26 protein-coding genes are annotated in these 25648 nt (G+C 32.5%); 18 read left to right on the top strand and 8 right to left on the bottom strand.

Annotation, left to right across the window (positions count from 1 at the left end; genetic code table 11):
* Window positions 1–440: 440 nt before the first annotated feature.
* Together KEM10_RS11260 and hemW are read right to left on the bottom strand one after the other, a co-directional pair.
* Window positions 441–1292 (bottom strand): cation diffusion facilitator family transporter, encoded by an 852-nt coding sequence (locus KEM10_RS11260; RefSeq protein WP_212216098.1) that lies wholly within the window; start codon window positions 1290–1292, stop codon window positions 441–443.
* A 46-nt stretch (window positions 1293–1338) separates the two neighbouring features.
* Window positions 1339–2475 (bottom strand): radical SAM family heme chaperone HemW, encoded by a 1137-nt coding sequence (gene hemW, locus KEM10_RS11255; RefSeq protein ID WP_212216097.1) that lies wholly within the window; start codon window positions 2473–2475, stop codon window positions 1339–1341.
* A gap of 106 nt (window positions 2476–2581) precedes the next feature.
* On the opposite strand from hemW, the gene KEM10_RS11250 reads away from it, so the two are divergent.
* Window positions 2582–3004 (top strand): VanZ family protein, encoded by a 423-nt coding sequence (locus KEM10_RS11250; RefSeq protein ID WP_212216096.1) that lies wholly within the window; start codon window positions 2582–2584, stop codon window positions 3002–3004.
* Here KEM10_RS11250 and KEM10_RS11245 read toward each other — a convergent pair.
* The 3 genes from KEM10_RS11245 to rpiB all read right to left on the bottom strand — a co-directional run bounded on the left by KEM10_RS11245 (window position 2994) and on the right by rpiB (window position 5354).
* On the bottom strand, window positions 2994–3437 hold the full coding sequence (locus KEM10_RS11245; protein WP_212216095.1) for an RrF2 family transcriptional regulator: 444 nt from the start codon (window positions 3435–3437) through the stop codon (window positions 2994–2996). The two genes, KEM10_RS11250 and KEM10_RS11245, sit on opposite strands and share 11 nt — an antisense overlap.
* A 46-nt stretch (window positions 3438–3483) precedes the next feature.
* Window positions 3484–4842, bottom strand: coding sequence for a lactate utilization protein B (locus tag KEM10_RS11240; protein WP_244825762.1), 1359 nt, complete (start codon window positions 4840–4842; stop codon window positions 3484–3486).
* Between the two features lie 77 nt (window positions 4843–4919).
* Window positions 4920–5354, bottom strand: a complete 435-nt coding sequence (gene rpiB, locus KEM10_RS11235) for a ribose 5-phosphate isomerase B (RefSeq protein WP_212216094.1) — start codon at window positions 5352–5354, stop codon at window positions 4920–4922.
* A gap of 463 nt (window positions 5355–5817) precedes the next feature.
* Between rpiB and nadA the strand changes: the two genes are divergently transcribed.
* From nadA to uvrC, 13 genes are all read left to right on the top strand, one after another.
* Window positions 5818–6813 (top strand): quinolinate synthase NadA, encoded by a 996-nt coding sequence (gene nadA, locus KEM10_RS11230; RefSeq protein ID WP_244825760.1) that lies wholly within the window; start codon window positions 5818–5820, stop codon window positions 6811–6813.
* 19 nt (window positions 6814–6832) lie between these two features.
* Window positions 6833–7225, top strand: a complete 393-nt coding sequence (locus KEM10_RS11225) for a response regulator (protein WP_212216093.1) — start codon at window positions 6833–6835, stop codon at window positions 7223–7225.
* 6 nt (window positions 7226–7231) lie between these two features.
* Complete coding sequence (gene ruvB, locus KEM10_RS11220; protein ID WP_212216092.1) at window positions 7232–8245, top strand: Holliday junction branch migration DNA helicase RuvB; 1014 nt, start codon at window positions 7232–7234, stop codon at window positions 8243–8245.
* 3 nt (window positions 8246–8248) lie between these two features.
* Window positions 8249–9709 (top strand): lipopolysaccharide biosynthesis protein, encoded by a 1461-nt coding sequence (locus KEM10_RS11215; protein ID WP_212216091.1) that lies wholly within the window; start codon window positions 8249–8251, stop codon window positions 9707–9709.
* Complete coding sequence (gene dut, locus KEM10_RS11210; protein WP_212216090.1) at window positions 9706–10143, top strand: dUTP diphosphatase; 438 nt, start codon at window positions 9706–9708, stop codon at window positions 10141–10143. Before KEM10_RS11215 ends, dut begins: the two co-directional genes overlap by 4 nt.
* A gap of 4 nt (window positions 10144–10147) precedes the next feature.
* Window positions 10148–11896: a tetratricopeptide repeat protein gene (locus KEM10_RS11205; RefSeq protein ID WP_212216089.1), complete on the top strand. Its 1749-nt coding sequence runs from the start codon at window positions 10148–10150 to the stop codon at window positions 11894–11896.
* A gap of 56 nt (window positions 11897–11952) precedes the next feature.
* Complete coding sequence (locus KEM10_RS11200) at window positions 11953–12729, top strand: DUF4292 domain-containing protein (RefSeq protein ID WP_212216088.1); 777 nt, start codon at window positions 11953–11955, stop codon at window positions 12727–12729.
* The gene (locus tag KEM10_RS11195; RefSeq protein WP_212216087.1) at window positions 12726–13874 is read left to right on the top strand and encodes a murein hydrolase activator EnvC family protein; all 1149 of its coding nucleotides are present in this window, start codon (window positions 12726–12728) and stop codon (window positions 13872–13874) included. The genes KEM10_RS11200 and KEM10_RS11195 overlap by 4 nt, the downstream gene beginning before the upstream one ends.
* A 116-nt stretch (window positions 13875–13990) precedes the next feature.
* On the top strand, window positions 13991–14395 hold the full coding sequence (locus KEM10_RS11190; RefSeq protein ID WP_212216086.1) for an ATP-binding protein: 405 nt from the start codon (window positions 13991–13993) through the stop codon (window positions 14393–14395).
* Window positions 14396–14400: 5 nt separating this feature from the next.
* The gene (gene ybeY, locus KEM10_RS11185; protein WP_212216085.1) at window positions 14401–14823 is read left to right on the top strand and encodes an rRNA maturation RNase YbeY; all 423 of its coding nucleotides are present in this window, start codon (window positions 14401–14403) and stop codon (window positions 14821–14823) included.
* Between the two features lie 35 nt (window positions 14824–14858).
* Window positions 14859–16736 carry a tRNA uridine-5-carboxymethylaminomethyl(34) synthesis enzyme MnmG gene (gene mnmG, locus KEM10_RS11180; RefSeq protein ID WP_212216084.1) on the top strand — a complete coding sequence of 626 codons (1878 nt, stop codon included), beginning with the start codon at window positions 14859–14861 and terminating at the stop codon, window positions 16734–16736.
* Between the two features lie 31 nt (window positions 16737–16767).
* Window positions 16768–18396 (top strand): adenine deaminase, encoded by a 1629-nt coding sequence (ade, locus tag KEM10_RS11175; protein ID WP_212216083.1) that lies wholly within the window; start codon window positions 16768–16770, stop codon window positions 18394–18396.
* Window positions 18397–20211, top strand: coding sequence for an excinuclease ABC subunit UvrC (gene uvrC, locus KEM10_RS11170; RefSeq protein ID WP_212216082.1), 1815 nt, complete (start codon window positions 18397–18399; stop codon window positions 20209–20211).
* Between the two features lie 54 nt (window positions 20212–20265).
* On the opposite strand, the gene KEM10_RS11165 is transcribed toward uvrC, so the two are convergent.
* A complete protein-coding gene (locus KEM10_RS11165; protein WP_212216081.1) occupies window positions 20266–21243 on the bottom strand; it encodes a lipoate--protein ligase family protein in 978 nt (325 codons plus the stop codon).
* 9 nt (window positions 21244–21252) lie between these two features.
* A complete protein-coding gene (locus tag KEM10_RS11160) occupies window positions 21253–22332 on the bottom strand; it encodes an endonuclease (RefSeq protein ID WP_212216080.1) in 1080 nt (359 codons plus the stop codon).
* 92 nt (window positions 22333–22424) lie between these two features.
* Here KEM10_RS11160 and dtd point away from each other — a divergent pair, with 92 nt between their 5' ends.
* The 3 genes from dtd to deoC are packed head-to-tail and all read left to right on the top strand — an operon-like array spanning window position 22425 to window position 24110.
* On the top strand, window positions 22425–22877 hold the full coding sequence (dtd, locus tag KEM10_RS11155) for a D-aminoacyl-tRNA deacylase (RefSeq protein WP_212216079.1): 453 nt from the start codon (window positions 22425–22427) through the stop codon (window positions 22875–22877).
* Window positions 22878–23204 (top strand): nucleotide pyrophosphohydrolase, encoded by a 327-nt coding sequence (locus KEM10_RS11150; protein ID WP_212216078.1) that lies wholly within the window; start codon window positions 22878–22880, stop codon window positions 23202–23204.
* 6 nt (window positions 23205–23210) lie between these two features.
* Window positions 23211–24110 (top strand): deoxyribose-phosphate aldolase, encoded by a 900-nt coding sequence (deoC, locus tag KEM10_RS11145; RefSeq protein WP_244825758.1) that lies wholly within the window; start codon window positions 23211–23213, stop codon window positions 24108–24110.
* A 47-nt stretch (window positions 24111–24157) separates the two neighbouring features.
* Here deoC and KEM10_RS11140 read toward each other — a convergent pair whose 3' ends face one another.
* Complete coding sequence (locus KEM10_RS11140; protein ID WP_212216077.1) at window positions 24158–25132, bottom strand: polyprenyl synthetase family protein; 975 nt, start codon at window positions 25130–25132, stop codon at window positions 24158–24160.
* Between the two features lie 181 nt (window positions 25133–25313).
* Here KEM10_RS11140 and KEM10_RS11135 point away from each other — a divergent pair, with 181 nt between their 5' ends.
* Window positions 25314–25616 carry an ArsR/SmtB family transcription factor gene (locus tag KEM10_RS11135; RefSeq protein ID WP_212216076.1) on the top strand — a complete coding sequence of 101 codons (303 nt, stop codon included), beginning with the start codon at window positions 25314–25316 and terminating at the stop codon, window positions 25614–25616.
* The last annotated feature ends 32 nt before the right edge of the window (window positions 25617–25648 follow it).

Here is a 25648-nt window from a genome sequence, read left to right as displayed (position 1 = left end):
AACAACACCTTAAGAGTGGTTATTAACACCTTTAGATAGTCTAACAATACCTCCAGTCTGCTTGTCAACACCTTTTGTAAGTGTGATAATATCTTAAGAGTAGATAAAAACACCTTAAGACCATTCATCAACAAAAAAATATTATTAACTTATGTGGTTTTTCTCTTCTTTAACGCCATAATCAAATACTATTGAGCTATAGTTGTTAAGTACAAAGTTGTTTTATAAGATACACAGTTTGTAATCCAGACATAATAGTTCGATGTCTAAAGAAAAAAGGTTAAAGGAAAAGTAAGAAGTCGGAAGTTTATAATCCGAAGTCCGTAAAGTAGGTAAATATTTATAAGCTATAAATTACAAAAGTTAAACTATAAACATTTATCAGCGCATCAATTCTTTGAAGATTTGTAAATCATCTTCCGTCCTCGGTCTTCTAACTCTTAAACCGCATCAATATGCACGGTAGCTTCAATACCATGCTGCTCTTTTATCAGTTCTTCGTATTGAGTGCCAATATCATGGGCTTCATCCAGACTGATTGTTCCCGAAAGACGAATATGAAAAGTTAATTCGGTGTGATTACCATAATGATGGATAAGGAAGTTATGTGGCTGAACATCAAACTGGCTAACGTTTTGAGCTAACTCCATAATATCTGATTTTAAATCATCATCAATGGATTCGCCCAATAAATGACTGATATTATCTTTTAAAATAGTGTAGGTAGTATGAAACAATAGGAGGGATACACAAATACCCAATACACCATCAATCCACCAGAAATAATCGCCTAACAAAATACCAACCAATATAATGGCTGATGAAATAGCATCGGACCGATGATGCCATCCGTCGGCAATCATTGATCGCGATTTAGTTTTCTTACCGATGATAATAGAATACTGAGCCATTATTTCTTTTACAACAGCCGATATAATAGTAACTATCAGTGCCAATTTTCCAAACACTACCTCTTCATGACTACGCAGCTTAACAATGGATTCCATCAAAAAATTAAATCCGATAACAGCCAATAAAATACCCACCACCAACGAAGCAATAATCTCGGCACGTCCATGTCCGTATGGGTGTTCATCATCAGCTGGCTTGGCTGATATTTTCAATCCTACTAAAACAGCCACCGACGAAATACTGTCGCTTAAGGTATGCCAGGCGTCTGCAATAATGGCTACCGAACCACTTACCACGCCGGCCCAAAACTTAATAGCAAACAAGGCTACATTCAAAAAAATAGAACTATAGGTAGCAATAATGCCTGATTTATTTTCCATCGAATTGTGTTTTCTGATAGTAATTACAATTAGCTATTTCGATTGTTTAATCCTCAATAACGTAAAACAAGTCAGAAATTATACGATCGGTAATAAATTTCTTTTCGCGTCTTACACAACACCAGCCATCAATCATTTCGAGGTTATTTAATTGTATCTGTTTTTGAATTTCTTCTTCAGCAAAACGTTTCAATTCCTTATTACTTAAATCGTCAATAAAGGCATATTCAAAACCTTTAGCTGTTCGCAAGCCAAGCATTATTCGTTCGTTATAAATATCGAGAGGAGAGAGGATCTCATCTTCCCAAAAACAATCTCCTTTTTCTATTTTATTACTGTACCCCGCTAAACTTCTGATATTCCACCTACGTGCTTTTCCATCAAAAGAGTGAGCAGAAGGTCCTAATCCTAAGTAAGGTTCACCGGTCCAATAACTGCTATTATGCTTCGAATATAGTCCGGGCTTAGCAAAATTCGAAATTTCGTAGTTTTCAAAACCAGCAGCTTCCAGTTTCTTTACTAATATTTCAAACTGATCGGAACTTACTTCCTCAGGTATTTCTTTGAGTTTTCCTTTCTTCAATAATTCGTAGTAAGGCGTTCCTTTTTCAAAAGTTAAATGATAAGCTGATATATGCTGCACATCAGCCTCAATGGCCCAATCTATATTTTGCGTCCATTCATCCCAACTCATATAGGGCAAACCATATATTAAGTCGATACTTACATTATTTATTTCCGATTGTTTTAAAATATGAATTGCTTCATGGGCCTGATGCGAATTGTGTCTTCGGTTCATCTTACGCAAATGCTCATCATTAAAGCTTTGAATTCCCATACTCACCCTATTCACTCCCAATTGATGTAATCCTTTTATGTATTGTTCCGATACATCATCCGGATTAACTTCTACCGTGAGTTCTTCCAACTTTGATAAATCAAAACTAGTATTGAGTTCTTCAAAAATAATTTTCCATTCTTCAATAGTCAAAACCGAAGGAGTACCCCCACCAAAATAAAGTGTGGTGATAAAATTATTGTTAAAAAAGTCCTTTTGTTGAGAAATTTCTTTGCAGAATGATTTTATAAAACTAGTTTTCATGCGTTGATCTGTAGTTTTATAAAAATCGCAATATGAACACCTGGTGTAGCAAAATGGAATATGTGCGTAAATACCCGCCATCTCTATGATTGTTTCACGTGAAACATTGTAATTCAGTGTATTATTAACAGTTTATCAACACTTTTTAAACAATGATGTTATAGTTATTAACAATTAAAATATATAAATGTCAAGACTGATTAAATATCATAAAACATTAACCATAATGTTGGTTGTTACCTTCTTAAGTTTGATGAATACTTCCAATATTAAACCACGAGACATCTTTTCATTTCCCCATTTCGATAAAATTGTTCATTTCTTGATGTACTTCACCATGGCGTTTTTTCTAATGTTTGAATATTATCTACATCACAAACACAGAATAACGCATATCGTTCAGATTTTAATAATTCCTTTGTTCTGGGGGGCTGCCATGGAATTGGCTCAGTTAATACTTACCGAAAACCGGGCAGCCGAATGGTGGGATATGTTAGCTAATTCACTAGGTGTAATTGCAGCTTACTTTGTGGTTTACATCTTCCGTCGTAACAAGATAATCACTTACCTTATCTTATTCCCTTTCAACAAGAAACAACCTATAGCTTAATGTAATCGCCTTTTTCTTTCATGTTATTCATGATTTTCTCAATGCTTTCGTTGGCAAAAAACTCTTTCATCTGCTTACGAATGGCATGATACTGATCATGTACCGGACATGCTTTACCTTCAGAACTATTGCTCTTACACGATTGTAATCCTATTAAACAATTAGTGAAAACATCGTCGCCGTCAATAATGGCCACAATATCGTAAAGTGTAATTTCTTCAGGTGTACGACCTAATCCAAAACCACCATGCGGTCCTTTAGTACTCTTTAATAGTTTTTGTTTGGCTAAACTCTGAAGTATCTTACCTAAAAAAGGAGTAGGAATATCCAGTTCTTTTGAGATTTGTTTAATCCCAATCTTTTTTCCATCTTCCTCATTTACGGCAAGATAGATAACTGCCCTGATGGCGTATTTACAAGTGTTTGAAAGCATGATGATTTATTTGGATGCTAATTTAAATAAAATCATTAAAAAACCTTTAAGTCTTTTTATGCTTTCTATAGGCTTTGCTGAAACTTTTTGAGGTAAAATCAGATAATTCTTTCTTTTCGCCTACCAAACCGCTTTCAAAGGCATCTTTAAGTATTGTTTTTACACGTCCATTAACTGCATCCATATGTTTCCGGTCGGACAAAGCCAAATACAAGCCTTTATTAAGCATACTATTTTTCGATGACTTCTGTCGGTTGTATAACAGCAGTTGTGTTAGAGGTATATGAACCGGACAAATCTCTTCACATTTTCCGCATAGTGACGAAGCAAAGCTAAGATGATTAAAATCGGTAAAATCTTTAAAGTGAGGAGTTAAAACTGATCCAATGGGCCCACTGTAAGTAGCAGCATAGGTATAACCACCAATGTTTTTATAAACGGGACAGTAATTTAAACAGGCGCCGCATCTGATACATTTTAACGATTGACGAAGTTTAGGATCTCGATAAATATCTGAACGTTTATTATCTAATAGAAAAACAACCATTCGTTCTGGTCCGTCAACTTCATCAGCTCTTTTAGGGCCAAAGAACACATTACTGTAAACGGTCAACTGCTGTCCCGTGCCATGTGCTGCCAGTACTGGCCACATTTTAGATAAATCAGAAATAGAAGGAATTACTTTTTCAATACCAACAATTACTATATGTGTTTTGGGCATAGAAGCTGATAAGTAAGCATTTCCTTCATTTTCGGTAACAGCAATGGCGCCTTCTTTAGCACAAATAAAATTACCACCGGTAATACCAACATCAGCAGTTAAGAACTTTTTCCTAAGATATTGTCGCACAAAACCAGTCATTTCTTCAGCTGATAAATTAATATCAGTTCCAAAATGCTTATGAAATAACTCAGCTACATCAGATTTTGATTTGTGCATAGCCGGTGTTACAATATGATAAGGTTTTTCACCCGCTACCTGAACAATAAATTCACCTAAATCAGTTTCAACAGATTCAATTCCAAATTTTTCCAGATTGTCATTCAATTCAACTTCTTCCGAAACCATTGATTTACTTTTAACCAACATCCTGGTTTCTTCTTCTTTTAAAACCTCACTAACCTGCTGAATTAAAGAAGATGAATCTTCTGCCCAATAGACTTCTACACCATTCTTTTGAGCCTCTTCCTCATATTGAAGAAGTAAATCCGGAAGTTTGGAAATTACTTCATCCTTGATATCAGAAGTTATTTCTTTTGCCAACTCAAAATCAGAAAATCGTAGTTTTCCTGCCTGAACTGCAGCATCGTACTTCGAAATATTAAAGTTGATGGTTTTACGATGTTGTAAATCAGTAGCAACCTTTTTAGATTGCTGCTTGAATATTTTGGCTTGTTTTCTCAATATCAATTATTAATAAGACCTGCTAAATTTTAGTATTTTATAACTACACTCGACTGATTTAGAAGTAAAAAACTTTTCTATAAGGGAATTTTATCTATTCTTCTCTGATGTCTGCCACCTTCAAAATCAGTATTTAAAAACTTGTCAACAATATTAATAGCTTCTTCTTCGCTTACATATCTACCTGGAATTGAACATATATTAGCATCATTATGCGAACGTGCTAACTCTGAAATTTCAGAATTCCAACACAAAGCAGCTCTTATACCCTGATGTTTATTGGTAGTCATATTAATGCCGTTACCACTACCACAAACAGAAATACCTATTTCGTATTCTTTATTTTCAACAGCACTTGCCATTGGATGTGCAAAATCAGCATAATCAGAACTCTCTTCTGAATAAGTTCCAAAATCTTTCACCTTAATTCCTTTTTGGTTAAGGTAATTCTTAATAACTTCCTTGATATGAAATCCAGCATGATCGGCTGCTAAAGCAATTGATTTAAACATTGTTCCACTATTTTATTATACAAATATAACAATGCTTAACGGCATATTTTAAAAACTGTGGATAAACCCTCTAATAATTGTTTATAACTTGTGAATACCCGGTAGTTTCTTTTAAAAAAACACTCTTGCTTATTTAAACTATTTTTAGAATACAATGCTTTACTAATAGGTTGGGTGTTTAAAACAGATTTTTTTAAGGCTGAGTTTTTAACTCTCTAAAATGTCGTTTTACACAGTTTGAAAAAAAGAAATTATTAAATTTGAAGATTATTAACTATTTGTTGATAGAATTGAAAAGTCAATTATAATCAATAAATTACATCTGTTTGTAAATGTTAATAACTGGTTAATTATTGCTGTTCATTTGGTAAAAAGTTATTCTCAAAGTAATTTTCGATAAAATTGCTAACCAAATTAACAGACTATTATCATCACTATAGTTTATTTATTTTTCTATTAAAATATGAATATAAAGAGTAGTTGGTTGAAAAGTGGATTTGTGGACGAACCGGTTCCAACTAATGTAGATTTAATACAAGAAATCAATCGTCTTAAGAAAGAAAAGAATGCCATTATTATGGGGCATTTCTACCAAAAGGATGAATTACAGGATATTGCAGATTTTGTAGGTGATAGTTTAGCTTTAGCTCAACAGGCAGCCAAAACAGATGCTGATATTATAATTCTGGCTGGAGTTCACTTTATGGGAGAGACGGCTAAGATACTATCACCCGAAAAAACAGTGTTAGTACCCGATTTAAACGCCGGTTGTAGTTTAGCTGATAGTTGCCCTCCGGATGCATTCGAAGAGTTCGTAAAAGAGCACCCAGGGCATACTGTACTAACTTACGTAAATACTACTGCCAATATAAAAGCTTTATCTGATATAGTTGTTACCAGTACCAATGCTAAAAGCATTGTGGATAGTCTTCCTAAGGATGAAAAAGTTATATTTGGTCCTGATCGAAATTTAGGTAATTACTTAAATAGTATTACAGGTCGTGATATGGTTCTTTGGGATGGTGCCTGTCATGTTCATGAAAAATTCTCAGTTGAGAAAATTATCGATCTCAAGAAAGAATTTCCTGACGCATTAGTGCTAGCCCATCCCGAATGTAAAAAGCCTCTATTAATATTAGCGGATTATGTAGGAAGTACAGCTGCCTTATTAAAGTTTAGTATGAAATCAGATGCTAAACAATTTATTGTGGCTACTGAATCGGGTATTATTCACCAGATGAAAAAAGAAAGTCCGGATAAGGAATTTATACCTGCGCCAGCTAACGATTCAACATGTGCTTGCAATGATTGCGAATATATGAAGTTAAATACCATAGAAAAGTTGTATAATTGTTTAAAATATGAATGGCCAGCTATTGAAGTATCTGAAGATATAAGATTAGAGGCCGTTAAGCCTATTAATAGAATGTTGGATATTTCTGAAAAATTCGGCCTCTAGATAAAGCCTTAACCTAAATATGGAAAAACTTCAAAATCCTTTATCAGTACTGTTGGTTGAAGATAATGTACTCAACCAAAAACTCATATTTCTGAACTTATCAAAATATGGTTTTACAATTGATATTGCCAATAATGGTCAGGAAGCATTAGATAAGTTAGATGTTAATTCATACGACTTAATTTTAATGGATTTGATGATGCCCATTATGGATGGTTTAGAAACAACTGTGGCAATTCGCGATAAGGAGAAAGTTACAAAGGAACACATGCCAATAATTGGTTTAACAGCCAATACTTATGATGCCGACAGAGACAAATGTTTGGCACACGGAATGGATGAATATATGGCTAAACCTTTTGACTTACAAGAGTTTTTTACAAATCTAACTACTTTAGGAATAATACAATAGGTATACATGGATTTCGATATTAGAGGAAATGAGCATAGTGAGGTAGACATAGAGAAACAATTACGACCTCTAAGTTTCGATGATTTTAAAGGACAGGATAAGGTAGTAGAAAACCTGGAAATATTTGTTCAGGCTGCCAAAATGCGTGAAGAAGCATTAGATCATGTTTTACTACATGGACCTCCGGGTTTAGGTAAAACTACTTTATCAAATATCATAGCTAATCAATTAGGCGTTGGATTTAAACTTACCAGTGGTCCGGTATTGGATAAACCAGGTGATTTGGCGGGTATACTTACAAGTTTAGAAGAAAATGATGTCCTTTTTATTGATGAGATTCACCGTTTAAGCCCTGTTGTAGAGGAATACTTGTACAGTGCAATGGAGGATTTTAGAATTGACATTGTTATTGATAAAGGGCCGGGTGCACGAAGTATTCAAATCGATCTCAATCCATTTACTCTTATTGGTGCTACTACTCGTAGTGGTTTACTTACAGCACCTTTAAGAGCACGTTTTGGTATTAATTGCCATCTTGAATATTATAATCCTCAAACTTTAGCAGGTATTATTGAGCGATCAGCTGATATTTTACATGTAAGAATTCATGAAAATGCATGCGATGAAATATCCAGAAGAAGTCGTGGAACTCCGCGTATTGCAAATGCTTTACTTCGTAGAGTAAGAGATTTTGCACAAGTAAAAGGCGATGGTACCATTAACATCGAAATAAGTAAGGTAGCCTTAAATTCTTTAAATATCGATCAGCATGGTTTAGATATTATGGATCATAAAATACTGTTGACCATGATTGATAAATTTAATGGGGGTCCTGTTGGAGTTAATACTATTGCCACTGCAGTTGGTGAAGATGCCGGAACAATAGAAGAAGTTTATGAGCCCTTTTTAATTATGGAAGGATTTATCAATCGCACACCACGAGGTAGGTTGGTTACCGCTTTAGCCTACGAGCATCTGGGAAAAGAAACAAATTTTAATCAGGGATCATTATTCAGTTAGTAAGTGAGTAAATTAAAAAGTCTGGCAGGTGAAACTGTTATATACGGAGCAAGTACTATTGTAAGTCGCTTATTAGCCTGGCTGTTGATGCCTTTTTATATCCGAACTTTGGATCCGGAGTTATTCGGAGGTGTTACTAATATATATAGTTATATCGCTGTTATATTGGTAGTTCTTACATTTGGTTTAGAAACAGGATATTTTCGTTTTGTTACCAATGAAAATAAAAATGATTTACTGAAGACACTCACTTTATTTATTACAGTTCTGGCTGTTGTATTCGTGAGTTTAGTTTTTGTATTTATAAACCCGATTACAAGTACACTTGGTAATCAATATTTAACGTCTGATATTTTCAAATACGGTGCCATTATCGTTTCCATTGATGCAATTGTGAGTTTGCCATTTGCTGATTTACGATACCGAAACCAGAAAATGAGATATGCCAGTTTAAGGTTCTTTCAGGTATTATTGAATATCCTTTTAAATGTGTTTTTCCTCGTTTTCTTACCTTATCTAATCAAGAAGGATATTGAATGGGTGAATGGTATATTTGATTCAAATAATAGGCTTAAATACGTTTTTATAGCTAATATTCTTAGTTCAGGTTTCATAGGTATTTATTTCTTGCCTTCAATTTTGCGATCAAAAGGACATTTAATATTTACTACTCTAAAGCCTATTCTAAAATATTCTGCTCCAATTATGATTGTTGGGCTTTTTGGAATGCTTATTCAGAATATTGACAAAATTTTGATGATTAAGTTAATAGACGTAGCACCTATGAAGTCATTGGGTATTTATTCAGCTAATTTTAAAATTGGTGTTTTAATGATGCTGTTTATCCAATCTTACAGGCTTGCTTTTGAACCGTTTTTCTTTAAAGAGGGTAAAGAAAATGCGTCTAAAGATCTTTATGCAACCATTCTTAAATACTTTGTCATTTTTGGTATACTCATTTATGTTGGAGTTTTAAGCTTTATTGAAGTTATTAATTTGTTTCTGTTACCTGAATATTTCGAAGGAAATGTAATTATACCTTACGTATTACTAGGTCAGTTATTTTTTGGTATTTATTATTCATTATCGCTGTGGTATAAGTTAACTGATAATACAAAGTATGGTGCTTATATAAGTGGTTTTGGAGCCGTTACAGTAATTATAATGAATATTGTATTAGTTCCGCTTTATGGATATGTAGGTGCTGCTATTAGTTCATTTATATGTTTTTTTCTAATGATGGTTTTATCATATTTCCTTGGACAAAAATATTATCCAATAAATTACCCTATTCGAACAATTCTTCTTTATATGTTTTCAGGTGTATTATTGGTATACATTTCTGGTAAGTTACCTATTAACAACGATTTATTTTTATTAGGAACGAAAGCAGTTATATTTGTAGGCTATTTAGCCACTATTGTTTTGATTGAACGAAGAAATTTTATAAAAATATTACGATGAGTGTAGTTAAGATTGTAAATAAGGGAAAGCATACACTTCCACAATATAGTACCGAACATTCTTCAGGAATGGATTTAAGAGCTAACATTGATGAGTCTGTAACTTTAAAACCTTTACAAAGAGTTTTAATACCTACTGGTTTATTTATGCAGTTACCAGAAGGACATGAAGCGCAAATAAGACCGAGAAGTGGTTTAGCAGCTAAGCATGGAATTACAGTTTTAAATACTCCCGGAACAATTGATGCAGATTACCGTGGTGAAGTAAAAGTTATACTTGTAAATTTATCTGATACTGATTTTATCATTAATGACGGTGAAAGAATCTGTCAAATGGTTATAGCCGAATATACAAAGGTAAAATTAGAGGAAGTACAAGTGCTTGAAGAATCAATACGAGGAGCCGGAGGATTTGGTCATACAGGAACAAACTAAAATTATGAGTTTAAAAAATATTGTAGTTATTGCTACTCTTTTTGTTTTGGGCTCGTGTAAACTTTCTCAGGAAGTATTGCACAAAGAAACCAATCAAGAAGTAATAGAGAAGGTTATACTGGACGAAGCTGATCAACGTAAATTTGATTATTTCTTTTACGAGTCGGGTAGAGAAAAAATGAAAGGTAACTTACAAAAAGCTGCCATGTATCTAACCGAATGTTTAAAGATTGATCCGACTAGTAGTGCGTCTATGTACGAACTGGCTAATATATTAGTTGCCGGTAATGAATTAGTTAAAGCCCAGGGATTATTAGAAAGAGCTGTTCAGATTGAACCTGAAAATCATTGGTATAGTCTTTTACTCGCTGAACTTTATCAGAAAAATAATATGGGTGTAAAGGCCATTTCTATCTACGAAAAACTGGTTAATATAGATCCGGATAATGATGAGTATCTTTATGGCTTAGCTCAATTATATGCTAATAACGGCGAATTTGAAAAGTCTATTAAAACCTACGATCGGTTAGAGAAGAAAATTGGATTAAATGAAATTCTAATATTAGAAAAGGAGCATATCTATCTTGAACTTGGTAAGAATAAAAATGCATTAGCCGAAGTTCAAAAATTAATAGATAATAATCCTGAAGAAGCCAGATACTATGGTTACTTAGCTGATTATTATAAGTATATCAAGGAAATGGATAATGCCAAAAAGGCATATTATACTGTTTTAGAAAAGGATCCTGAAAATTCTTTAGCTTATTTTAGTTTGGGTGGTATTGCTAAATCAGAAAATGATAGTTTAGCCTTTATTGATTACTACTGTAAAGCTTTAAAACAAAAGGGTACCCCTTTTGAGGCAAAATTTCAACGTATTTTACCTCTTTTAATGGAAGGAAATGGTAATGTTAGTGATCATGCTTATTTAGAAGATTTCTTTAAAATTTTGATTGACACGCATCCATTTGAACCAAATGCTTATATCTATCTGGGTAATTACTACAAAGCTATTAATGATACCACCAAAGCTTTGCAATCCTATGAGGAAGCTTTAAGTATTCAATCTAAAAATGAACTAATCTGGCAAGAATATATTCTGCTCTTATTAAATACTGAAGATTACGATTTGGTATTTAAGAAATCAAATGAAGCAATTGATAATTTTCCAGAAAACTCTTTCTTCTATTTAATTGGAGCATCTGCTGCTATGCAGGAAGAAAATAATACAACTGCCTTACAGCTCCTTGAAAAAGGGTATGAATATGTTGGTCAGAACAAGGCTTTAGAAGCTCAATTTTTGGCTACTATGGGAGATGTTTACTATTCTCTAAAGCAAGTTGAAAAAAGCTTTGCTGTATACGAGGAATCTTTAAAAATAGACGAGTTAAATATTGTTGTTCTTAACAATTATAGCTACTATCTTACTTTAGAAAATAAAGACCTGGCAAAAGCTGAAAAAATGAGTAGTAAATGTATCGAATTGGAAGCTGGTAATGCTACCTATTTAGATACATATGCCTGGGTATTATTTAAACGTGAACGCTATTTTGAAGCCAAATATATTATTGAAAGGGCTATGGATAATGGTGGAGATGAAAGTGATGTTATTGTAGAACATTATGGCGATATTCTATTTAAAAATGGCGATATTGAAAAAGCTGTTGAACAATGGAAGTTATCCAAATCTATGGGCAATAGCAGTGAGATTTTAATTAAGAAGATTGAAAGTAAGACATATCTGGAGGAGTGAAAAAGTATTTATTCATTGGTTTAATTGTATTCCTGGCCTCATGTAAAAGTACAAGAATGTACTATGATAGACATGGAGAATTAAAGAATATTAGTGATGCCAGGCTATTAAACGATATACAAAATGGTTATCTAAACTATGAAACTATTTTTTATAAACGTTTTAAAGCTGAAGTGGATTTTAATGGTGATAGTAAATCATTTAAAGGAAATATATTTGTTCGTCGCGACAGTTCAATAATTATTTCAATTAATCCTTTAATGGGAATTGAATTGTTTCGTGTTCGATTAACAAATGATAAAGTTGAAATATTAGATCGTACTAAAAGAGATTATTTGATTGGAGATTACGATTTTATATGGAATAAATTCATGCTTGAAGTGGATTTTAAAACCATTCATAGCATACTTACCAATGAATTATTTGTGTATCCTTTGGATAAAGATATTTTAAATGGATTAAAGAAGTACAAGCATAATATTTCTGAAGATGCTTATGTTTTTCAATCCTTAAAAGAAGGTAGAGCTGCCAGACTTGAAAGAAGAGGTGTAAGAAAAGATCTCATATTACATGAATTTTATATTATGCCTGAGGTTTCTAAAATTAAAAGTACCTACATTAAGGACTTTAATTCCAATGGATCAGTAACGATCCAATATGGTAGTTTTTATGAAGTTAATGATGGATTATTTCCTGGAAGTTTAACTATTAAGGGTAGCAAAGGTTTAAAAACATTTAAAATTGATTTGAAGTTTGACGATGTTGAATTTGATAGTGATAATTCTATAGGGTTTAGAATTTCTGATAAATACTCGAAAAAGACTATTGAATGATTAATTTAAGATATTCAGTAATACTATTCTTATCCGTTTTTACTCTAGCTGTAAATGCTCAGAATATTGATGATTTACAGGCGCAAAAAAGTAAGATTGAAGACGAACTAAAGAAGTCTTCTAAAATGCTAGAATTATACGGCAAACAAAAGAATAAGGCTATTACTAATATTAAATTAATCAATAATCAAATCACTTCCAGACAAAAGCTTATTGACCTTTATAATACCGAAATTCAATGGTTAAATGAAGATATTGCCAACCTAAAAGATGATATATCAATTTCAGAAAAGGATTTACAAAAGCTTAAGGATGAGTATGCATTATTAATTCAAAAAAGTTATCAGAATAGAAAGGTATATAACGAAGTAACTTTTTTTCTCGGAGCTGAAAGCTTTAATAAGGCTTATCGAAGATTCATCATTTTAAGAGAATATAATAAGTTCCGCAAAAATCAGGGTATCCTAATTCAAAGGAAACAAGAAGAGTTAGTAGTGAAACAATCTTTGTTAGAAACGAAACTAAAGGTACAAAGCAATTCTCTTTTAAAAGTAGTAAAGGAAAAGGATCAATTGCTTCAAAATAAGCAGAATTTAAATGGTTCTATACAAAGTTTAAAGCGTAAAGAAAGACAGGTTAAGCGTCAAATAAAGGATAATCAAAAGGCTCTTCAAAGACTAGAAAAAACCATACTAAAACTTATAGAAGAGGCCAATAAAGAAACGTATTCAATTACAGATTTTGACAAAGCTATCGGTAGATTAAAATGGCCGGTATCAACAGGTGTCATAATTTCAAAATTTGGTGAACACCAACATCCTGTTTTAAAATATGTAAAAGTTAATAATAATGGGGTTGATATACAGGCACAAAATAGTACTGAATGTTTTGCTGTTTTTGAAGGTAAAGTTTCTCGAATTGTTACAATACCTGGTTATAATAAGACTGTAATCATCCGACATGGTAAGTATTTAACCGTTTATGCTAACTTACAGGCTGTTAAATTGAAAAAGGGTGATGTAATTAAGCAAGGTGATCTTATTGGTAATATCTATAAAGGAGAAGGCGAAAATTCTAATGTTTTGCACTTTGAAATATGGGAAGAAGGTAAAAAATTAGACCCCGAAAAATGGCTTTTAAATTAATTTAGTCATATTTTTCTAAAAAATTGGAACACTTTGATTATTTTGCAGTATAAAAGGTTAATGGAGTCTCAAAGTATAAGGTTTTTACCTTTTCTAATCAGTATAATGAGATATTAATGGAACTAACTGTGGATAAATTAGTCTTTAACTCTGAAACTAAAAATATAAATTTAGTTGAGAAATTAATTGATGATCTTTCTAATGAATATGATCTTCATAGTGATATTTATGGAAAATTACTATTAGGTGTTGTTGAAGGTGTTAACAACGCTATTGTACATGGTAACAAGCTAGATAAGCAAAAAAATGTAGTTGTTGAATATAGTATTCAGGAAGATAAAGTTCAATTCATTATAATAGATGAAGGACTAGGTTTTGATTATACTAATGTTCCGGATCCAACTAAACCCGAAAACCTTGAAAAAACACATGGTAGAGGCATTTTTTTAATGCATCATCTTGCAGATGAAATAGAGTTTGAAAATAATGGTAGTAAGGTTAAAATGCAGTTTAATATTTAAATTGAATGATTAATTTTCAGATTGAAAATAATCTAACGCCTAAAATCATTGAAAATAAATTATCTACCTGGATTAATGAGGTAGCTAAGTTACACGGATATAATGTTGGTGATATAAATTACCTTTTTTGTACTGATGATTATATATTAGACGTTAATAATCAGTATTTATATCATAACTATTATACTGACATAATTACCTTCGATTATACGATAAATAATTTGATAGCAGGGGATATTGTTCTAAGCGTCGATACTGTTAAGTCAAATTCAGATCAATTAAACACTCCTTTCGAAAAAGAATTCTTACGTGTTGTAATACATGGAATCCTTCATTTGTGTGGTTTTAAAGATAAAACTGAAAACGAGAAATCGAAAATGAGGGAATTAGAAGATGAAGCACTAAACTTATACGCAACTTTTGAGTAATTTTGCTGTTTATCTTGCAGTTAAAATTACTTTTAATGGAATTTAAATACGATATAATTGTTGTTGGAGGTGGTCATGCCGGCTGTGAAGCTGCCGCTGCGGCTGCTAATATGGGTAGTAAGGTGCTCTTAATTACCATGGATATGTCTCGTTTTGCCCAAATGTCATGTAATCCTGCCGTTGGTGGTATTGCAAAAGGCCAGATTGTGCGAGAGATTGATGCTATGGGTGGTTATATGGGAATAGTCACAGATAAGAGTTCTATTCAGTTTAGAATGTTGAATAAATCAAAAGGTCCGGCAATGTGGAGTCCAAGAGCTCAATGTGACCGAATGGTTTTTTCTTCGGAATGGAGAAAACAATTAGAGTCTATTTCAAATGTTTTTTTCTGGCAAGATACTGTTGTAGATTTTATAATTGAAGATAACATAATTAAGGGCGTCACAACTAAAAATAATGTGACGTTCGAGGCAGATGCTGTAATTGTTACCACTGGCACCTTCTTAAATGGGCTAATGCACATAGGATCAGTGCAGTTAGAGGGAGGACGAATTTCTGAGCCTAGCTCAATGGGATTATCTGAAAAGCTTTTTTCCTATGGATTTACTGTTGGAAGAATGAAAACCGGTACACCTGTTCGTATTGATGAACGTAGTATTAATTTTAGTAAACTAGAAGAACAAGGAGGTGAAGAATCGTTCTATAAATTTAGTTACTTACCTGGAAGCAATAAATTATTAAAACAAAGAAGTTGTTTTATTACTTATACTAATCCTGAAGTTCATTCAAAATTGGAGGAGGGTTTGGATGAGTCTCCAATGTATAATGGAACCATCCAAAGCATAGGACCTCGATATTGTCCTAGTATTGAAACTAAAATTGTCACATTTGCTGAAAAAGAACGTCACCAACTTTTTCTTGAACCAGAAGGAGAGGATACTGTTGAATATTATCTCAATGGATTTAGTAGTTCATTACCTTTAAATACTCAAGTAGAAGCTTTAAAACTTATTCCTGGATTAGAGGAAGCAAAAATATTCCGTCCAGGTTATGCTATCGAATATGATTTTTTTGATCCTACTCAATTATATCATACACTAGAGACTAAGTATATATCTAATCTTTATTTTGCAGGTCAAATAAATGGTACTACTGGTTATGAAGAAGCAGCCGCTCAAGGTTTGATGGCCGGTATAAATGCCCATCAAAAAATTAATAATCTTGATGAAATTGTTCTAACAAGAGATGAAGCTTACATAGGAGTATTGATTGATGATTTGGTTACAAAGGGAGTTGATGAACCATATCGAATGTTTACTTCAAGGGCAGAGTTCAGAATTTTATTAAGACAAGATGATGCTGACGTAAGACTCACCAATAAGAGTTTTAATTTTGGATTAGCTAAAAAGGGTAGGGTTGAGTATTTAAATCAAAAATTGGAATATAAACAACAATTAATTGATTTTATCAATAATTATAGTGTTAAGATGGATAAGATTAATTCTTGGTTACAATCAATGGGAACTACCCCTTTGAAGCAAGGTGTAAAATTGGTTGATATTTTAATGAGACCCCAAATATCCATTTTTGATTTGCATGAGTTTTTACCGGCCTTTAAAAAAGAAACTAATAGTATACCCAATGAACGGCTAGAAGAAATTCTTGAATCTGTTGAAATATCTTTTAAGTATTCTGGATATATACAACGAGAAAAATTGCTAGCTGATAAATTTAAGAGGTTAGAACATCTTAAAATTAGAGGTAAATTTGATTATAGTTCACTGCATACAATTTCAACTGAGGGGAGACAAAAATTAACCAAACTAGATCCTGAAACTATTGGACAAGCTAGTAGAATTAGTGGAGTTTCTCCGAGCGATATAAATGTTCTGTTAGTCCTTTTAGGAAGATAATGTTCCACGTGAAACCTTTTAATATTAAAATATGATTATAGAAGGTAATTTAGTAGATATTCATAGTAATTCTATTTATCCAGCTAAAGTAAAAATTAGGCAAGGAGTTATTGTTTCAATTGAAAAAACTCATCAAATTTTCACCTCATATATTCTACCTGGATTAATAGATGCGCATGTTCATATAGAAAGTTCAATGACTATTCCAACCCGATTTTCAAAAATGGTTGTTCCACGTGGAACGGTTGGGGTGGTTTCAGATCCACATGAGATTGCAAATGTGTTGGGACGAGAAGGAGTAGAGTATATGATAGAGGATGGAAAAAATACTCCTTTAAAATGCTTTTTTGGTGTTCCTTCTTGTGTACCTGCAACAAGTTTTGAATCCTCTGGTGGACGAATTGAAGCTGATGATATTGAATATTTATTTTCCAAAGGGGCTTCTTTTTTAGCAGAAATGATGAATTTTCCGGGTGTTATTTATGGAGATGCCGGAGTTAAAGCAAAATTAGATATAGCAAAAAAATACAATAAACCTATCGACGGTCATGCACCAGGTATTATGGGTGAGGATTTGATTAAATACGCTTCTGCCGGGATATCTACCGATCATGAATGCTCAACTTTACAGGAAGCATTAGATAAGATTAATTTAGGCATGAAGGTGCAGATTAGAGAGGGAAGTGCTGCACGTAATTTTGAATCTTTACATTCTCTTATTAGAACCCATCCTGATAATGTGATGTTATGTACTGATGATAGTCACCCTGATTTAATTACAAAATCAGGACATATTGATCGTTTAGTTAGGTTAGCTTTAAGTAAAGGATATTCAATTTTTGAAGTATATAAAGCTGCAGTTTTAAACCCGGTAAAACATTATAATTTACCGGTTGGTTTATTAAAAGAAGGGGATGCCGCAGATTTAATTGTAGTGGATAACCTATCGGATTTTAATATTTTGGAAACTTATATTGATGGGAATAAAGTAGCAGAAAAAGGCAATGCTTTATTTGATTTGAAACCATTTGATGTTGTAAATAGGTTTAATTGTAATAAAATTTCAGAAAAGGATATCGTATTAAATATCCCAAACGGAGCTTCAAAGGTTAAAGTAATACATGCTGAAGATGGCGAACTTTTGACTGATGAGATTATTTGGAAATTTAAACAGACAGAAAAGGATGTTTTAAACCCAGATGTTTCTAATGATATTTTGAAAATTGTTGTGGTTAATAGGTATCATCCCGAGAAACCTGCAGTTGGTTTTATTAAAGGATTTGGGTTAAAGAAAGGTGCCATTGCTTCATCAGTTGCTCATGATAGTCATAATATTGTTGCTATCGGTTGCGATGATCAATCAATTATTTCAGTTATAAATTCTATTATTGAAATGAAAGGGGGATTGGTTACTTCTGATGGAAAAGAATCAAAGATACTTCCACTACCTGTTGCCGGATTAATGTCTGATTTGGAAGGGGAGGAAGTAGCTAAAATATATACCGAATTAAATGAGTTTGTATTTAATTTAGGTGTGTCTTTAAAGTCACCTTTTATGACATTAGCATTTATGTCGTTATTGGTAATACCTAAATTAAAGATTGGAGATAAGGGATTGTTTGATGTTTCCACTTTTTCGTTTACTAATTTATTTGTTTAAATGAGTAAAGATTTACAGCGATTAGAATATTTAAATACAAAAATTAAGTCGTTACCGTCTTCGCCAGGAGTATATCAATACTTTAATGAAGACGGTAAAATTATATATATAGGTAAGGCAAAAAACCTAAAGAAAAGAGTAGCTTCTTATTTTACCAAGCAACACGATTATGGAAAAACTCGTGTTTTAGTTAAGAAAATTGCAGAGATAAAGCATATTGTTGTTGATACGGAAGAGGATGCTTTATTGCTCGAGAATAACCTTATCAAAAAGTATCAACCGCGTTATAACATCCTTTTAAAAGATGATAAGTCTTTTCCCTGGATTGTTGTAAAGAATGAACGATTCCCCAGAGTATTTCATACCCGAAATTTTATACGTGATGGAAGTACTTATTTTGGTCCATATACTTCGGTTGGCATTGTTCGAACCATGTTGGATTTATTTAAGCAATTGTATCCGTTACGAACCTGTAAGCATAATTTATCTAAAGAAAATGTAGAGCAGGGGAAGTTTAAAGTTTGTCTGGAATATCATATAGGAAATTGTAAAGGACCATGTATTGATGAATATTCAGAGGAAATCTATAATGAGCATATTGCATCTATTAAAGAAATATTAAAGGGAAATATATCCTCTGTTCTTAAGTTTATGAAGGATATAATGATGGATTATGCATCAGAATTAGAATTCGAAAAGGCTGAAGAAGTAAAGAATAAGATACAGTTGTTAGAATCTCATCAAAGTAAATCCACTATTGTAAATCCTAAATTATCTAATCTGGATGTATTTTCTGTTATAGAAGATGAAAAGGCGGGGTATGTTAACTTTATGAGGGTTGTTAATGGATCGGTTATACAATCGCATACAATGGAATTTAAAAAGCGATTAGAGGAGACAAAGCAAGATATTTTAGTATCCGCTATATCCGAAATGCAATCACGTTTGACTGTTCTTTCACGAGAGATATTGGTTCCATTTAAACCTGAAATAGAACTTAAAAACTCAATGTTTTTAATTCCTAAAATAGGTGATAAAAAGAAATTGTTAGATTTATCGGAGCGTAATGTGAAATATTATCGATTAGATAAACTTAAACAACAATCTATTATTAAAAAGGAACCTCGTGAAGAGCGTATTCTAAAAGTTATGCAATCTGACCTTAGATTAAAAGAATTACCAAGACACATTGAATGTTTTGATAATTCGAATATACAAGGAACTAACCCGGTTGCTGCATGTGTGGTATTTAAAAATGGTAAACCCAGTAAAAAGGATTATCGACATTTTAATATTAAAACCGTCGAAGGTCCTAATGATTTTGCTTCGATGGAAGAAGTGGTTTATCGACGATATAAACGATTATCAGACGAAGGAGATGAGTTACCACAATTAGTGGTTATAGATGGAGGAAAAGGTCAGTTAGGTTCAGCAGTGAGGATATTACGTGAGCTTGATTTAATTGATAAAATAGCAGTGATTGGCATTGCTAAAAGACTGGAAGAAATATTTTACCCTGGAGATCCTATTCCATTGTATTTAGATAAGAATTCTGAATCGTTAAAAATAATTCAACATTTAAGAAATGAAGCTCACCGATTCGGAATTACATTTCACAGACAAAAACGTTCTATTAATTTTATAAAATCCGATCTTGAAAATATTCCTGGAATCGGTCAGAAGACAATTGAACAACTAATGATAAAATTTAAGTCATTGAACAATATAAAAGCCTCCACAATTGAAAATTTAGAAGCTGTTATAGGGAAGGATAAGGCTAAGAAAGTATATTCGTGGTATAATTCAAGTAAATAGTTGTAATGTGTTGATAAATAGTGTTATAACAACTTTTTTGTGTATTTGTAAATTTTAGAAAAACAGCTGTATCCACTCTTCTTTTTTTATTTTTATTGATTGGTTTTTTATTTTATTATCAAAAAATAAATTAAGATTATTTTTTAAATGAATTGTACCTTCTAGTGTTTTGGAAACTTCGGTAAAAAGATTGGCCTGATCTTTACTACCAGAAATTTTGCATTCTGTTATTTTACCTTTTGTCACAATCATTGAATTGCTCAATCGTGTGCCATCCTCTAACTTAATTCTTTTCTTTAATGAATAGTTTGGACTATATCCAAAGTTCCATTCATCAGTGGTGTATTTTTCTTTTACTAATAGGTTAATCTCTTTAACTTCTTCATTGGATAATTCATTTGGTTTGGAATTATCAAAGTAGTTCAATAAAAAGTTGAAAATAAAGGAGGTAAATTCTTTAAAATTAATGTCTTTAGTGTATTCCGATATGTTTGTTACTTCGCTACGAACCGATTTAACAGCTTTATCCTTATAAAGTAAAGGATTGGTTTTTAAGGCATTATTTAAAATATCCAGTTCTGAGTTGAAGAGCAGAGTGCCATGGTGCATAACTCTGTTTTTAAATACGTGCGAAGCATTACCTGATACTTTTTTATTATCAATTTGGATATCATGTCTTTTGCCAAAATGTGCCTCAATACCTAGTTTATTCAATGCTTGGAGGATTGGTTTAGAATAAAGGGCAAAATTGACAAGTTTATTTTTTTCTCCACTTTTAATGAAGCAAAAATTCAGGTTATTTAAATCGTGATAAACCGTTCCTCCGCCTGATAGTCGGCGATAGACTGGTATGTTATTCTTATCAGTGTAATCAAAGTTTATCTCGGCAAGAGCATTTTGGTGCTTTCCTACAATTATAGAAGGTTGATTTACATACAAAAAGAATACATCATCTTCTGTTTTTCTTAGTAAATATTCTTCTGTAGCCAGATTATAGGCCGGGTCGTTTATAGTGCTTAGTATTCCTCTCATTTTGTCTGTTTAATGAAGAATAACCTTTTTTGTTTGGAATTGTTTGTTTTTAGATCGAATTTTTAAGTAATAAATACCCTTTGGTAGATTGGTTAGGTTGATTTGAGAATGATTAAAATTCTCTTTATTATCCATAAAAATAACTTGTCCTGTGTTACTATAAAGCATGACTATATTTTCTGCTTGTTCAAAATTACCTTCAATATAAAATATTCCGGTGCCTGGATTTGGGTAAAGTTTATAATCTTCTAATGTAGTATTATTTTGTAGTGAATTAGAATTATCCCAAATAAGCGCAATGTATTCTGGATGATCGATAAATGGATTTCTGTTATTTTGAATCGCATATACATCATCGTTTCTTTCTAATTCTTTATTACTTACCGGATCTTCTGTACTCCACTTTAATAATAGGTTTAGTTGCCAATCTTTAAATACTTTATCATTAGTGCCATCTAATATATTAGAAGCTCCTGTATTATTTTCCCACGAACTAATTACATTCTCGTATCGGGTAGCCATATAAAAGTAACTTCGGGCAAAATCACCCTTGTATTCATCAATTGGTTCAAATACAGTTGATGTATAGCCTTCGGTACTGTTAGCGCCTACTTTACTTCCATTGCTTGAAGTCCAGGATGGTGAATCAACTTCACCGTATGGATAATTGCCTCGTCTGTTGTTGACATAGCCATCGGTTGGATACAAATGAAAAAGATCGGTGTACATTGGATAATTATCATCAAACCAACTTTTGGGCCAACTATGTTCTCTGTTGTAGCAACTTCCTTCACCAGAGTAATTTCCGCACTGATCTTCAACAAAAGTGTAAACATATTGCGGAGTTCCTCCCGGAACATCAGAATACATATCCCAAACAGTTCCATCTGTTTTTTTATCGGTAGTTTTAAAATCTGTCCACAAACTACTATAACTTTGTTGGTTGTGATTTTTAATGATATTATACAATGCTGTTTTTAATTCGTAGCCTGATTTGCCTTCTGCTGTGCTGTAATAATCGGTCGGTATTTGGGCAAAAATAAAACCATTTGACACAAGTAGTAATAGTAGTAAGTAATTTAATTTCATATTATTAGGTTGTAAATTGATTAGCTAGTATTGTTTAAATTATTATGATTCAAATATAAGTATTAATTTCGATCAAATATTAAATAAGCATTATGCGGGTAGTTATCCAAAGGGTTAGTAGAGCCAGTGTTAGCGTTGATGAAAAGGTGAAATCAAGTATTGGTAAGGGATTACTAGTTTTAGTAGGAATAGAAAGTGCCGACAACGAAGACGATATTAATTGGATGGTCAAGAAGATTTCTCAGCTTCGAATTTTTCCTGATGATGAAGGAGTAATGAATAAATCGGTGATGGATGTTGAAGGTGAATTATTGGTAATCAGTCAATTTACGCTTCATGCTAAAACCAAAAAAGGGAATCGACCTTCATATATTAATGCCGCACCGCCAGAAGTTTCTATTCCATTGTACGAGCATTTTGTTGAAGCTTTGCAACATGCAAGTGGAATAAAGCCTGGTACCGGCGAGTTTGGGGCTAATATGCAGGTTGAACTTATCAATGATGGTCCTGTTACAATAACTATCGATAGTAAAAACAAAGAATAGATGGAATTAGCAGAAGCACAAAAAAAAGTAGATGATTGGATTAAAACCTATGGTGTTCGTTATTTTAGTGAGTTAACGAATATGACCATTTTAACCGAGGAAGTAGGTGAATTAGCACGCATTATGGCTCGTAAATTTGGTGATCAATCATTTAAAAAAGATGAGTCGGATTTGAAAATGGCAGATGAAATGGCAGACATTTTGTGGGTGCTCATCTGTTTGGCCAATCAAACAGGTGTAAATTTAACTGATGCTTTTGCTAAAAACCTGGAAAAGAAAACATCAAGAGATAAAGACAGACATAAGAACAATAAAAAACTATATTAAAATAACATGGATATAATTCAGGATTTTGCCGATAAATATCCTTGTCCTTTAAAGGAACAGGAGATGAAAGAAGTTATTGATAATTCTATTAATACTTCTAAAAATGAATTAGATAATAAGGAAGTTTTAAAGCTATTATTTAATTGTATTGATCTGACTTCTTTATATACGGAAGATTCATCAGATAGTATCAGAGATTTTGTGGATAAGGTAAACGATTTACCAAAGCATTTCAACTATGTTCCACAGGTGGCAGCAATGTGTGTATATCCTGTTTTTGCCCCTGTTTTGAAGGGTGCTTTAAAGGCCGAAGGAGTAAATATAGCTGTAGTATCGGCCGGATTTCCATCATCACAAACATTCACAGATGTTAAGAAGCTTGAGACGCAAAGAGCTGTTGATTTTGGTGCCAATGAAATAGATATTGTAATTTCTGTTGGTGAATTTCAGGAAGGAAATTACGAATTTGTGGGAGAGGAGATACATCAGATTAAGAGTGTTATGAAAGATGCTCATTTGAAAGTTATACTAGAATCAGGTACTCTTAAAGATATGGAAGAGATTTGGTTAGCTAGTATGTTGTCAATTGAGTCTGGTGCCGATTTTATCAAAACATCAACCGGTAAACAACAACCTGCAGCCACTTTTGAAGCTGCATATGTAATGTTAAATGCAATTAAGCATCATCATGAAAAAACAGGCAAGAAAATTGGTTTTAAACCTGCAGGAGGTATCTCAACACCCGAGGATGCGTTGATATATTATCAATTAGTGAAAGATATTTTAGGAGAGGAGTGGTTAAATAATAAATTATTCCGCATTGGTGCCAGTAGGTTGGCTAATAATTTACTGACTAAAATTCAGGAATTGGAAACGGGTAAGCAGGAGGAAGTAAAGTATTTCTAATTAAAAATTAGATTATAATATGCAATGGGAGATGTTTTAGTCTCCCATTATTTTTTTCTATTAATAGTGAATTCAACCATCTTTATTAAAGAGTCTTTCGCTTCTCCATCAGGATAAATAGATAAAGATTCAATGGCTTTTTGCGAGTACTTATGCATTTGTTCTTTTGTGTATTCTAAACCACCGTTAGTTTTAACAAATGCTATTATTTCCTGTACTTTTCTTTCGTTTTTATGATGACGACGGATTTTTGTCAATATTTTTCTGCGATGTTTACTATCAGCCTTTTGCAAAGAATAGATTAAAGGTAGCGTTAACTTCTTTTCTTTTATGTCATTACCTGTTGGTTTACCAATCAGGCCATTTGATTCGTAATCGAATAAATCATCTTTAATTTGAAAGGCAATCCCAAGATTTTCACCAAACTCTTTCATTGCCTTTAGTTTTTCTTCAGATGATTGGACTGAAAGAGCTCCTGCACTGGTACATGCGGCAATAAGGGTAGCTGTTTTTTTACGAATAATATCGTAGTAAACATCTTCCGTAATATCCAGTTTTCGTGATTTTTCAATCTGAAGCAATTCACCTTCACTCATTTCTTTTACAGCGTCTGAAACAACTTTTAATACCTCAATCTGATTGGTATTTAAAGCCGTGGATAAGCCTTTTGAAAGAAAGAAGTCACCAACTAAAACAGCAATTTTCGATTTCCAGAGTGCGTTAATTGAGAAAATTCCTCTTCGCTGATAGGTTTCATCTACCACATCATCGTGAATTAAAGTGGCAGTATGCAGTAACTCAATAAGGGTAGCAGCAACATATGTAGACTCTGAAACTTCTCCATTTAATTTAGCTGATAAAAATACCAGCATGGGTCGCATTTGTTTCCCTTTTCTTCTTAAGAGGTAATTAGTTATAATATCAAGCAGAGGAATTTTTGTTTTCAGTTGTTCCCTGAAATAGGGTTCAAACTTTTTCATTTCCTCTTTAATAGGTTCTTTAATAACAGATGTATCTGACATGAATTGATTCTAAATATATGCTGTACTCTCTACAAAGTAGGCAAATTTATTAATTAATCGGAATTAATAGAAAACATATTGATATTATCTAAATATTTAAATATTTTTGCATTCTTTTTAACAGATATGTAATAAGATAGTTATATATTTGTGTGCTGAATTTTGAGAAAACAATTTAAAGATGAAGATTAAGGATTTAGATGCTGAATTACTAGAAAAAGCGGCTGGTATGTTAAAAGCAATTGCTCACCCTATGCGAATTGCCATTCTTAGCCATTTGGAAGATGGAAATATGTTAACTGTAACTGAGATACATAAATTGCTGAATATCGAACAATCTACCACTTCACATCATCTTGGAATTTTAAAAGATAAAGGTGTATTATCCAGTAAGCGTGAGGGTAAGAATACATTTTATTATTTGAAACATAATAGTTTAAGAAATATTGTGGATTGTGTTAGTAAATGTACTATTGCTAGCTAATAAACAGAACATTCAGAATAGTTAAGGCTGAT

The sequence above is a fragment of the Carboxylicivirga linearis genome (assembly GCF_018271995.1).
Lineage (GTDB): Bacteria > Bacteroidota > Bacteroidia > Bacteroidales > Marinilabiliaceae > Carboxylicivirga > Carboxylicivirga linearis.
This window is presented reverse-complemented; position numbering and strand designations above follow the sequence as displayed.

Coding starts and splice junctions, on each gene's coding strand:
- KEM10_RS11260 (WP_212216098.1), bottom strand. CDS start 1,292: ATGGAAAATAAATCAGGCATTATTGCTACCTATAGTTCTATTTTTTTG.
- hemW (WP_212216097.1), bottom strand. CDS start 2,475: ATGGCGGGTATTTACGCACATATTCCATTTTGCTACACCAGGTGTTCA.
- KEM10_RS11250 (WP_212216096.1), top strand. CDS start 2,582: ATGTCAAGACTGATTAAATATCATAAAACATTAACCATAATGTTGGTT.
- KEM10_RS11245 (WP_212216095.1), bottom strand. CDS start 3,437: ATGCTTTCAAACACTTGTAAATACGCCATCAGGGCAGTTATCTATCTT.
- rpiB (WP_212216094.1), bottom strand. CDS start 5,354: ATGTTTAAATCAATTGCTTTAGCAGCCGATCATGCTGGATTTCATATC.
- nadA (WP_244825760.1), top strand. CDS start 5,818: ATGAATATAAAGAGTAGTTGGTTGAAAAGTGGATTTGTGGACGAACCG.
- KEM10_RS11225 (WP_212216093.1), top strand. CDS start 6,833: ATGGAAAAACTTCAAAATCCTTTATCAGTACTGTTGGTTGAAGATAAT.
- ruvB (WP_212216092.1), top strand. CDS start 7,232: ATGGATTTCGATATTAGAGGAAATGAGCATAGTGAGGTAGACATAGAG.
- dut (WP_212216090.1), top strand. CDS start 9,706: ATGAGTGTAGTTAAGATTGTAAATAAGGGAAAGCATACACTTCCACAA.
- KEM10_RS11205 (WP_212216089.1), top strand. CDS start 10,148: ATGAGTTTAAAAAATATTGTAGTTATTGCTACTCTTTTTGTTTTGGGC.
- KEM10_RS11200 (WP_212216088.1), top strand. CDS start 11,953: ATGTACTATGATAGACATGGAGAATTAAAGAATATTAGTGATGCCAGG.
- KEM10_RS11195 (WP_212216087.1), top strand. CDS start 12,726: ATGATTAATTTAAGATATTCAGTAATACTATTCTTATCCGTTTTTACT.
- KEM10_RS11190 (WP_212216086.1), top strand. CDS start 13,991: ATGGAACTAACTGTGGATAAATTAGTCTTTAACTCTGAAACTAAAAAT.
- ybeY (WP_212216085.1), top strand. CDS start 14,401: ATGATTAATTTTCAGATTGAAAATAATCTAACGCCTAAAATCATTGAA.
- mnmG (WP_212216084.1), top strand. CDS start 14,859: ATGGAATTTAAATACGATATAATTGTTGTTGGAGGTGGTCATGCCGGC.
- ade (WP_212216083.1), top strand. CDS start 16,768: ATGATTATAGAAGGTAATTTAGTAGATATTCATAGTAATTCTATTTAT.
- uvrC (WP_212216082.1), top strand. CDS start 18,397: ATGAGTAAAGATTTACAGCGATTAGAATATTTAAATACAAAAATTAAG.
- KEM10_RS11165 (WP_212216081.1), bottom strand. CDS start 21,243: ATGAGAGGAATACTAAGCACTATAAACGACCCGGCCTATAATCTGGCT.
- KEM10_RS11160 (WP_212216080.1), bottom strand. CDS start 22,332: ATGAAATTAAATTACTTACTACTATTACTACTTGTGTCAAATGGTTTT.
- dtd (WP_212216079.1), top strand. CDS start 22,425: ATGCGGGTAGTTATCCAAAGGGTTAGTAGAGCCAGTGTTAGCGTTGAT.
- KEM10_RS11150 (WP_212216078.1), top strand. CDS start 22,878: ATGGAATTAGCAGAAGCACAAAAAAAAGTAGATGATTGGATTAAAACC.
- deoC (WP_244825758.1), top strand. CDS start 23,211: ATGGATATAATTCAGGATTTTGCCGATAAATATCCTTGTCCTTTAAAG.
- KEM10_RS11140 (WP_212216077.1), bottom strand. CDS start 25,132: ATGTCAGATACATCTGTTATTAAAGAACCTATTAAAGAGGAAATGAAA.
- KEM10_RS11135 (WP_212216076.1), top strand. CDS start 25,314: ATGAAGATTAAGGATTTAGATGCTGAATTACTAGAAAAAGCGGCTGGT.